Raw genomic sequence first — 7,835 nt, 5'->3', positions numbered from 1 at the left:
GGCCAGCTTCTCCAGAGCGGTTCCAGCCGGTGCCCAGGTGCTGAAATAGGCCAGCTCCCCGTCAACCAGACGGCGGCGGATTAACAGGCCACGTGTCCAAAGGCCCGTTGTGCAGGGGTCATAGTCACTGGCCTCCAGATCAGCCAGCTCTAGGTAGGTCCAGTCATGCAGGCGCGGTCCTTGGCTGCCTTCGCCCGTCGAGCAACGCCTCCAGGCCGAAGGCGGTAACGCCTGCGCCACCTGCTTGGCTGTGCCGCAGATCCAGGGCCGGTCAATCCAAGCCTTGACGGCATGGGTGCCCTTGACGCCCAACACATAGCCTTTCCCGGCACCTCGCAGGGCAGTCTCGAGATGACCCACGCCATAGACGCTGTCGGCGGCTACCCAGGCAAACGGCGTATTCGCCGCGATAGCCCGCTCGATCATGTCCTGGGCCAGCCGGGGCTTGGTGGAGAATCCGATGCCCTCTGGTACATGGGTGTGCGCCAGGCGTTCGGGGTCTGCTGTCCAGTCCCTGGGCAGGTACAGGGCCCGGTCGATGAGGGCATGTCCCTAGCGCGAGACATAGGCGGCAAAGACACCGATCTGGCAGTTGGTGATCTTGCCAACCGAGCCTGTGTATTGGCGCGCATCCAGCCGGTCTTGCGTGGCTCGGCCCCCAACAAGCCATCCAGAAACAAGGCTGCAGAAGCGGCCACGCGCTCCTGAGTGAACAAGGGCCTGATACGCTGCTTGACGTCCCGCAGCGAAGAGGCCCATAGCTCCAGAGTGGTTTCGATGGAAGCCTGAGTCATCTGAAATCTCCCTTGCCAGCCAGAAGGAAGATCATCAGGACAGATAAGCTACAAATATGCAACTGTAGTGGTAGGTCTTGTAGCCGCTGATTTGCATCCTTCAAGCCCAGCAGAGCCTGCTCGACCTCTCCGGCTAGGTCATCACGTCCTGTACTGACCAAGCGATCACGAGCATAACTGAGATGCTGCAGCGCCTGACTGGCTGCAAACAGCGATATCTGGTAATTATTGACGTTGGCCTTTTCAGCATAGCGACTCAATTGGTCAAGAAGGGTGGATATTTCCCGCTCTGCCTGTATTAGCAGCCCCTGTGGATCACTAGCCAGCTTACCGGCGGCGAGCAAATCACCGGCCGTGAAATTGCGCAGCTTCACCAAGCTCGGTCGTAGCTGGGTGGCAAAATGTTCGGGCAAGCTTTCTGCTTCTGTTAGTAGGTCGTCGAGTGTTTGTAACGCCTGGCTATGTTGCATGGCATCGCCGCTAGCAAGGTATTCGTGGATATTCGCGGCTACCTGATGCTGGAACTGCTGCGATAGACCAAGGTAACGAGCTATCAGTTGATAGGGCCGTTCTAATGCCTGTTCTGACCACCAGAGCGTGGCCCCGAGGGCCAGGCAGACAGACAGCAGCAACAGGGTATTCAATGTAGTCAGCGACTTCAGGCGCATGTGGCCTCGCAACTTTGATAATCAATAAAAAATGCACCATCACTATATGGCAGGCTGATGACTCTCACATGACGAACAGATACTGCTCTGTCCGAGGGTGAAGTTATGCTTCTAGGTTCGCTGGGGCGAGCAATTGCAGGAGCTAGGAATCGCCGATCGGCTACTTGGTTACGCCTGTTGCATAGCAGAAAGTCTATTGGCATCCGGTATAGGTACTTCCACTGACCGTGAGCCTTGATGTAGGCCTGATACCGTCGGCGAATTCAGAACCCCCCAAGCCAATCGGGAGGTGCGTGGCAGTGGCATCGCCTACAAGCAGCTCAGTCAGGGAATGAATTATTTTTTAAATTCTCGAGACTTCTGCGTCATCAGCCTCCCCTTAACGTTAAGGGTATGTACCTGAGATACCGCAGTTTGCGGCCTCACTCAATCCCCACTGTTCAGGAATATTGGCATGCAAGCTCCTTCCCAAGACCACTGGCTCCCTTTGAACGACACGCAGAACGTTTTCGATGATCGCCCAAGGACTGGCTGCCGAGCGCTAACCCAGCGGAATGAACCAATGACGGCACATGTAGCCCTTCCGCCACACCTTATGGCGTTGAACAGCGAAATGTGCTGTGGGTAAAGCCCGCAATACATGGCAGTAGCCCCGATAGCTGTCTTTAGAATCAGCTTTGGTGAACTCTGCCCCATAACTACCAGTTACCTCAGGCTGGTCAATCTGTATCCAAACAACTTACTTGTGCTTCACATTCAGTATTTTGGAAAACGCCATTCTATGACTGCTACCTATCTATATAACTTTCAACGTCTTGTTATCCACAACAAGCCTTGGATTCTCACTCCTCCTATCGGCGCGCTTGGCGGTTATCTCGCTCAGTGGATGAATTGGCCGTTACCTTGGATGATCGGCGCGCTGGTCGGCGTTGCTCTCTATCGCTGTTTAGGCCATTCGACGCAGGCAATTCCGCAAGGAGTCAAAGTAGGTCAATGGATAATCGCCACCGGTATTGGCCTGCACTTTAACCAGCAGGTCATGATAGAGATTCTCGCCTATTTTGACGTGATTCTGCTAGGTACGCTGGTGGCATTGTCTACCAGCATCGTCGGCATTTTCATTCATCGGCATTACGGTGAAGATCTGGCTACCGCCTATTTCGCGAGCATGCCAGGTGGTGCCAACGAGATGGTCAATCTGGGTCGCTTGAACGGAGCAGATCTGGCGCGCATCGCGGCAGGTCAGAGTCTGCGTATGGTGCTGGTACTGCTAATTGTTCCAGCTAGCTATACATGGTTGTTCGGCGATGCTCACGGCTCTAACCTCATCCATTATCCAGTGAATTTTGCCTGGCTAGCCCTACTGCTATTCCTCGGTGCTCTGGTCGGGCAGCGCTTCCAGCACTGGCAAGTACCCAATGCCTGGCAGCTCGGCGCGCTCCTCGTTAGTATCACCGTCAGCGTCACTTTCGACTTACATATCGGGCTACCGACCGGAGCCGGCGAGTTTGGTCAGTGGCTGGTGGGTAGCACATTAGGCTGCTATTTCGATCGTGCCTTCTTTCGCCGTGCGCCAGCTTTCATGTTGCGCATGAGCATCGCAACTCTATCAATCATGGTTCTGTCGATCCCTATTGCCCTGATGCTTGGGTGGATGTCAAATCTGGATATGCGCACGCTGATGCTGGGCATGATGCCGGGCGGCATTGCAGAGATGAGCCTGACTGCCGAAGCTTTGCAACTGCTAGTACCATTGGTTACAGCTATGCAGGTATTGCGCCTGCTCATTGTGCTCTTCATGGCACAACCGATTTTTCGTCAATGGTACAGATACAGAGAGAGCAGAAAGTGAACCTGTCTCCTGAGAACGAACGCCAAGAAGCATCGGGTCAAGCGACTTGCTTCAGTCTCCTTGCATAGTCGTTGGGTGACAAGTATCCGAGCGCCGAGTGCAGACGCGGGGTTCTACCCCATTTTGAACTGCCCCCCTGAAGTTGGACGAACTTTCATCTTTTGAGGGGTCAGCGTGAGGTCCGATATTCAGTTCAAGCTATTGGTCGTTGAGGATTATCTGACCGGCCAGCAAGGCTACAAAATCGTGGCTTCCCGGCACGATATTCGCTGGGAGACTGTACGCAAATGGGTTCGCGCTTACCATGCACGAGGCAAAGCCGGTCTTCAGCGGAAATATGAGCGTTACAGCGCAGCGTTCAGGCAGTCTGTCGTGCAGCGAATGTGTTAGGCGGCGGCCTTATTCAATATTCGCAGCGCTTCTGCAATCGGTAATAGTGATACCAAAATTATGAATTACGTCAAATCATTGATTGTGTGGAGGTAATATGAATTTTTATAATAAATTTTGGATAAATTTTTTACGGTTTGTGTTTTTTTACAACAGTCGGATGATTTTTTGAAATATTTTACATTAAATGGTTACCATTTGTTTTTCCGGAAAACTGGCCTTTTTTAAAAAATACTGTTGATTTATTTGTTGTTTTTTTATTTGCCTGGGGTGGATGGATATTCATTTTTCCTGCTCTATATTCCATAGCTTACTGCCGTGGGTGGCACATTTTCCTTATGTATATTTTATGCTCATTAGTAATGGGGGTTGGTGATACTTTTATTTCTTTCGAGAATATAACTATTAGAAGAGTATTTATTGTGGCTTTTCATTATCTATTAATCTTTATTTTTTCTATGATCATTGCTTTTTTTGTATTTAAAGCTAAAGATGTTTTCAAGTTGATCTATAAGAAATAGATATAATGCAAATATTTAACGGCTTGTCGATGAATGAGCCAGTGTGGGATTGCTCGACCTTCAGCGAGAGCTGCGACCGACTGTTTAACCAGAAGGTGACGTGCCTGCCAGACCTATTGCCAGATACACTAGGCATTCGTGGGAGCTGATCATCAAGTCCATCGCTGGTTTACTTCGATCGATGGAAGCTCTACTGACGATAGCTCAACTTAGTGACACAGTAAGATTAAGTAGTTTCAGGAATAGTCTGATATGAAGAAGAGCTGGATGGCAATTGGAGTTGTTCTGATAATCACCGTCACAGGGTTAATGGCCATGTGGCCAGAATCCAAGGAGCGAAGAAGGCAACAAGAAATGGAAAATCTTGAAACCGAAGTAATACGCATTAATTTGGCCGGCCATTATTTCGATATCCCGATGCGGTACATGTATGGCCAGGCCATTGAGAAAAACTATCAGTGACCAAAAGCCAAGAGGGAGCGTGTCAAGGTCGATGCACTATCGATTAGTGTTTTATTATCGGACATGCGCCCTTACTACCCTGAAGACGATGCTAAGTGGAAAGTTAAAGGGCATGGGGATCGGGTTGAGGTTAGCATTACAAATAATGGAAGTGATACTTGGTATAAGGCCTGGCAAGGCATAAAGCAGAACGAGTTGATCAACAGTACTGTTGTTTCTGGTTCGGATATTTACGGACTGTCACGGTTTATAGGAGTGAGGTCAGATGAATACTCACCAGTTGCTGGGCAGGATTTGATTATTACCTGCCGACGTTTAAAAGAGGGGCCTTCTCCAAGCTGTATGACAAAATCTAACTACCGAAAAGGTCGTGCGCTTGAATACTATTATGGACTTGGTTATCTACAAAGTTGGAGTGAAATCGATATATCCTTAAAGTCAATATTCGACAGTTTTTCTCAAGCAACACAAACTGACCAGTCAAAAATGAAGTAATAAAACATGGTGCTTGCTATTACCATAGGGCAGTACTAAATTGTAAAAATTTATGCTGACAATGGTAACTATCAAGGCGGCTTAGCCTATCTTGCCTCTATTGGAGACGAGTATGCTGATAACGCTTATGTGGTAACGTCTGGCAATACAAACAGCATCCTTGATTTAGGATTTAAAGTTCTTGTCGAAAAGCATTGGAACAATACCGCAGGGGAAGGCGCTTATTCTCAAAAGTTTGACTTAGTAGCAGAGCAGCATTTCGCACACTATATTAATTACATATCTGTAAATGATTTAAAATTACCAGACTCTCAACAATTGGATGCTGTTGTTTTCTTGGCTTTGGCAGTCAAAATTCATGCAAATAACAAAGCTGTTAAAGCTACAGCAAAGCGCTGTTTAAAGTTTTTGTCTGGTAGTGACCGGCAACTCATGTTCAATATCATGAATAGCCAGTCTCCTTTGAGATACGCTCGTATTTATATGGAGAGTATTCCAGACTATCTATTCAGGTCGGGCTGCTGACGGGGCATAGTTTCAGTCATCTGGTCAGTAATTATTACTTTGGGTCAGGTATTGCCAACTAGAGCATTTCTGAACAGTCTCGGTGCCCCCAAAGCAACTTCCTGCTAGCCGAGGTCATACTTCGATGTCCGCTTCAACTGATGCTTAGAGCTGGCCTCAATCAGTGGTATTAGGACTTATTCGGTTATCAGCGTTGTAATCTGATTAACGCTGATAATTTGGCTGCTCCAGATCATCTCGTAATGAGCGGCCTGGATGACCGATGTAACAGGCCGCGGTGTCATCAGCGCCCAACAGACGTTGCCTGGAGAACGGACCGAGTTGTAACGCAGACCCGGGCATGCCTCTCGCTTCGCTTCACCTCCCAATTGATGAGAGTGAGTGTAATCGTCAGGGGCATATATAGGGTCCGACAGCGGCACCACTGTAGCATCCCTCATCCTGACATCAGTGAAGCTACAGGTCAGCCCTCTGAAGACAAAGCGGTCGTAATTGAGGCCCTGCACGTTCGACCAGTAGCGCTCCTGGTGATGGCGCACCTCAGCAATCGCTGTGTCCATCCTATCGGCCAGATACAGCACGCCAAAGCTGCCATTGCTAAAGCGCGAGCCGGCTGGATTCACATGGGTAAAGGGCGCCGTTACGTACGAACATCCAGGAATACCGAACGGGATCTCGTTCCGAGGAATCAGCTCCAGTCGGCCAATTTCGTTCTGCAACCTTGGATTCGTCATTGCCTGAAGCTGATAAAGCGCTTCGAAGTCTGCTGCGTCAGCAACGTCATCGAACAAGGCAATGGGCGGAAACTTAGAATTGGCCAAGCGGTAGGCCTGCAGACTCTCGCCGCCCAAGGCGGCAAGGCTACATAGCATTACCACTGGGCACCCCGCAGCGCATCGATCCGTCGGAACGTCTCGTACAGCGAGATCATATCGCCCTGTGCCATGATATCGAGCGGCGCGCGCCCGTTGAAGAACTCGTTGTGGTTCTTCAACGAGGGGAAGCCATAGACATTTTCAGGGTTGTCGAACACGAGACGGAGCGCCGCGTAGATATTCAGCACGATGCTGATGCGCTGCATCTGATCAAAGTCCAGGCCTACCGCCCACTCTGAATCACGTTGCCTAGCCCGGTTGTAGGTGCTGCGCGAAATGCGCAAGACTCGACAGGCCTGCTCGCAGGAGGCCTTCCACTTGTCCAAGATGTTCAGCGCCGCACGCAGGCCGGCCACGCATTGGCTTTTTGAAAAGTCTTGAGCTTGGATAGCTACTGCCATAGCTGGCACCCCAGTTATGTTCTATAGGTTCAAATTTAGCTGAAATGCGTCTGTAGATCAATTGGATTCCAAGCAACTCCAAGGATTCTGAATGCCAACGCGCAATATCATGGCTGACTACGGCAGTCATTACACACAAAGCATCCATATAACCAAGTGCCGGTAATCCATCAGCAGGACTATTTATGGATAGGTGCTTAATCCTCTAAATGCCCTTTTGGGGCCACTCCGCGTGCCTGTTTTTACCGCATCGGCAGGCACAATAGTGCGGACACTCTTCAGCCAGATAGTTGCCATGTCCTCCCTGCCGCCTGATACCCCTGAACAAGCCCTGATCACTCAATACAAGGGCTCCAAGCTGGTCGTCGTCGCCTATGCGGGAACCGGCAAGACCACGACCTTGATCAAGTACGCCAGGGCCAACCCGACAAAGCGCATGCTTTACCTGGCCTATAACCGGGCTATTCGGGATGAAGCCGCCGAGAAATTTCCCGCCAATGTCGAGTGCAAGACCTCGCATCAACTGGCCTATGCCTCGATTGGCAAGCGTTACGCGCACAAACTGGTGCCCGGCCTTAGCCTGCCCACGATCAAGGCAGCTATTTCCTGCTCGATGAAGCTTGCCCGCGAAATCAGCGATACCTTGAATGCTTTCACTGCCGATGCCATCGACAGGTTCATGCCGCACCACGTCAATGGCTTCGGCACCAAAGCCGAGCTGACCCCGGAATGGCGTGAGTTTGCCGGCGAGGTGATGTTGAACCTGCCCCACCAGAGCGGACGCCAGGAAGCGATACTTTGATCGCAACCTGGAGGTTCCCATGCAACGTATTACCCGTCGTCGCTACACCG

At 50.6% G+C, this 7,835-nt stretch carries 9 protein-coding genes and 1 pseudogene; 6 read left to right on the top strand and 4 right to left on the bottom strand.

Annotated elements, in window-relative coordinates:
* Nucleotides 1–794: pseudogene (locus tag FHR87_RS18425) on the bottom strand (IS701 family transposase); the annotation flags it as partial.
* Complete coding sequence (locus tag FHR87_RS18420) at nucleotides 791–1,462, bottom strand: hypothetical protein (RefSeq protein ID WP_183168233.1); 672 nt, start codon at nucleotides 1,460–1,462, stop codon at nucleotides 791–793. The gene FHR87_RS18420 and the pseudogene FHR87_RS18425, both read right to left, overlap by 4 nt.
* 781 nt (nucleotides 1,463–2,243) lie before the next feature.
* Here FHR87_RS18420 and FHR87_RS18415 point away from each other — a divergent pair.
* The 5 genes from FHR87_RS18415 (at nucleotide 2,244) to FHR87_RS19420 (ending at nucleotide 5,707) form a co-directional block, all read left to right on the top strand.
* Nucleotides 2,244–3,314: an AbrB family transcriptional regulator gene (locus FHR87_RS18415; RefSeq protein ID WP_183168232.1), complete on the top strand. Its 1,071-nt coding sequence runs from the start codon at nucleotides 2,244–2,246 to the stop codon at nucleotides 3,312–3,314.
* 174 nt (nucleotides 3,315–3,488) lie between these two features.
* On the top strand, nucleotides 3,489–3,704 hold the full coding sequence (locus FHR87_RS19700) for a transposase (RefSeq protein ID WP_183168231.1): 216 nt from the start codon (nucleotides 3,489–3,491) through the stop codon (nucleotides 3,702–3,704).
* A gap of 773 nt (nucleotides 3,705–4,477) precedes the next feature.
* Nucleotides 4,478–4,687: a hypothetical protein gene (locus FHR87_RS18405; protein ID WP_183168230.1), complete on the top strand. Its 210-nt coding sequence runs from the start codon at nucleotides 4,478–4,480 to the stop codon at nucleotides 4,685–4,687.
* A 63-nt stretch (nucleotides 4,688–4,750) separates the two neighbouring features.
* Entirely contained in the window at nucleotides 4,751–5,182 is a 432-nt protein-coding gene (locus tag FHR87_RS18400; RefSeq protein WP_183168229.1) for a hypothetical protein, read from the top strand.
* Nucleotides 5,183–5,311: 129 nt separating this feature from the next.
* Entirely contained in the window at nucleotides 5,312–5,707 is a 396-nt protein-coding gene (locus tag FHR87_RS19420) for a DUF7740 domain-containing protein (protein WP_246336108.1), read from the top strand.
* A 176-nt stretch (nucleotides 5,708–5,883) separates the two neighbouring features.
* On the opposite strand, the gene FHR87_RS18390 is transcribed toward FHR87_RS19420, so the two are convergent.
* On the bottom strand, nucleotides 5,884–6,579 hold the full coding sequence (locus tag FHR87_RS18390) for an RES family NAD+ phosphorylase (RefSeq protein ID WP_183168228.1): 696 nt from the start codon (nucleotides 6,577–6,579) through the stop codon (nucleotides 5,884–5,886).
* The gene (locus tag FHR87_RS18385) at nucleotides 6,579–6,983 is read right to left on the bottom strand and encodes a hypothetical protein (protein ID WP_183168227.1); all 405 of its coding nucleotides are present in this window, start codon (nucleotides 6,981–6,983) and stop codon (nucleotides 6,579–6,581) included. Before FHR87_RS18385 ends, FHR87_RS18390 begins: the two co-directional genes overlap by 1 nt.
* Nucleotides 6,984–7,278: 295 nt before the next feature.
* Here FHR87_RS18385 and FHR87_RS18380 point away from each other — a divergent pair, with 295 nt between their 5' ends.
* A complete protein-coding gene (locus FHR87_RS18380) occupies nucleotides 7,279–7,785 on the top strand; it encodes a DEAD/DEAH box helicase family protein (RefSeq protein ID WP_183168226.1) in 507 nt (168 codons plus the stop codon).
* Nucleotides 7,786–7,835: the final 50 nt, after the last annotated feature.

The organism is Azomonas macrocytogenes, assembly GCF_014191985.1.
Taxonomy (GTDB): Bacteria; Pseudomonadota; Gammaproteobacteria; order Pseudomonadales; family Pseudomonadaceae; genus Azomonas; species Azomonas macrocytogenes.
This window is presented reverse-complemented; position numbering and strand designations above follow the sequence as displayed.

Coding starts and splice junctions, on each gene's coding strand:
- FHR87_RS18385 (WP_183168227.1), bottom strand. CDS start 6,983: ATGGCAGTAGCTATCCAAGCTCAAGACTTTTCAAAAAGCCAATGCGTG.
- FHR87_RS18400 (WP_183168229.1), top strand. CDS start 4,751: ATGCGCCCTTACTACCCTGAAGACGATGCTAAGTGGAAAGTTAAAGGG.
- FHR87_RS18390 (WP_183168228.1), bottom strand. CDS start 6,579: ATGCTATGTAGCCTTGCCGCCTTGGGCGGCGAGAGTCTGCAGGCCTAC.
- FHR87_RS18380 (WP_183168226.1), top strand. CDS start 7,279: ATGTCCTCCCTGCCGCCTGATACCCCTGAACAAGCCCTGATCACTCAA.
- FHR87_RS18420 (WP_183168233.1), bottom strand. CDS start 1,462: ATGCGCCTGAAGTCGCTGACTACATTGAATACCCTGTTGCTGCTGTCT.
- FHR87_RS18405 (WP_183168230.1), top strand. CDS start 4,478: ATGAAGAAGAGCTGGATGGCAATTGGAGTTGTTCTGATAATCACCGTC.
- FHR87_RS18415 (WP_183168232.1), top strand. CDS start 2,244: ATGACTGCTACCTATCTATATAACTTTCAACGTCTTGTTATCCACAAC.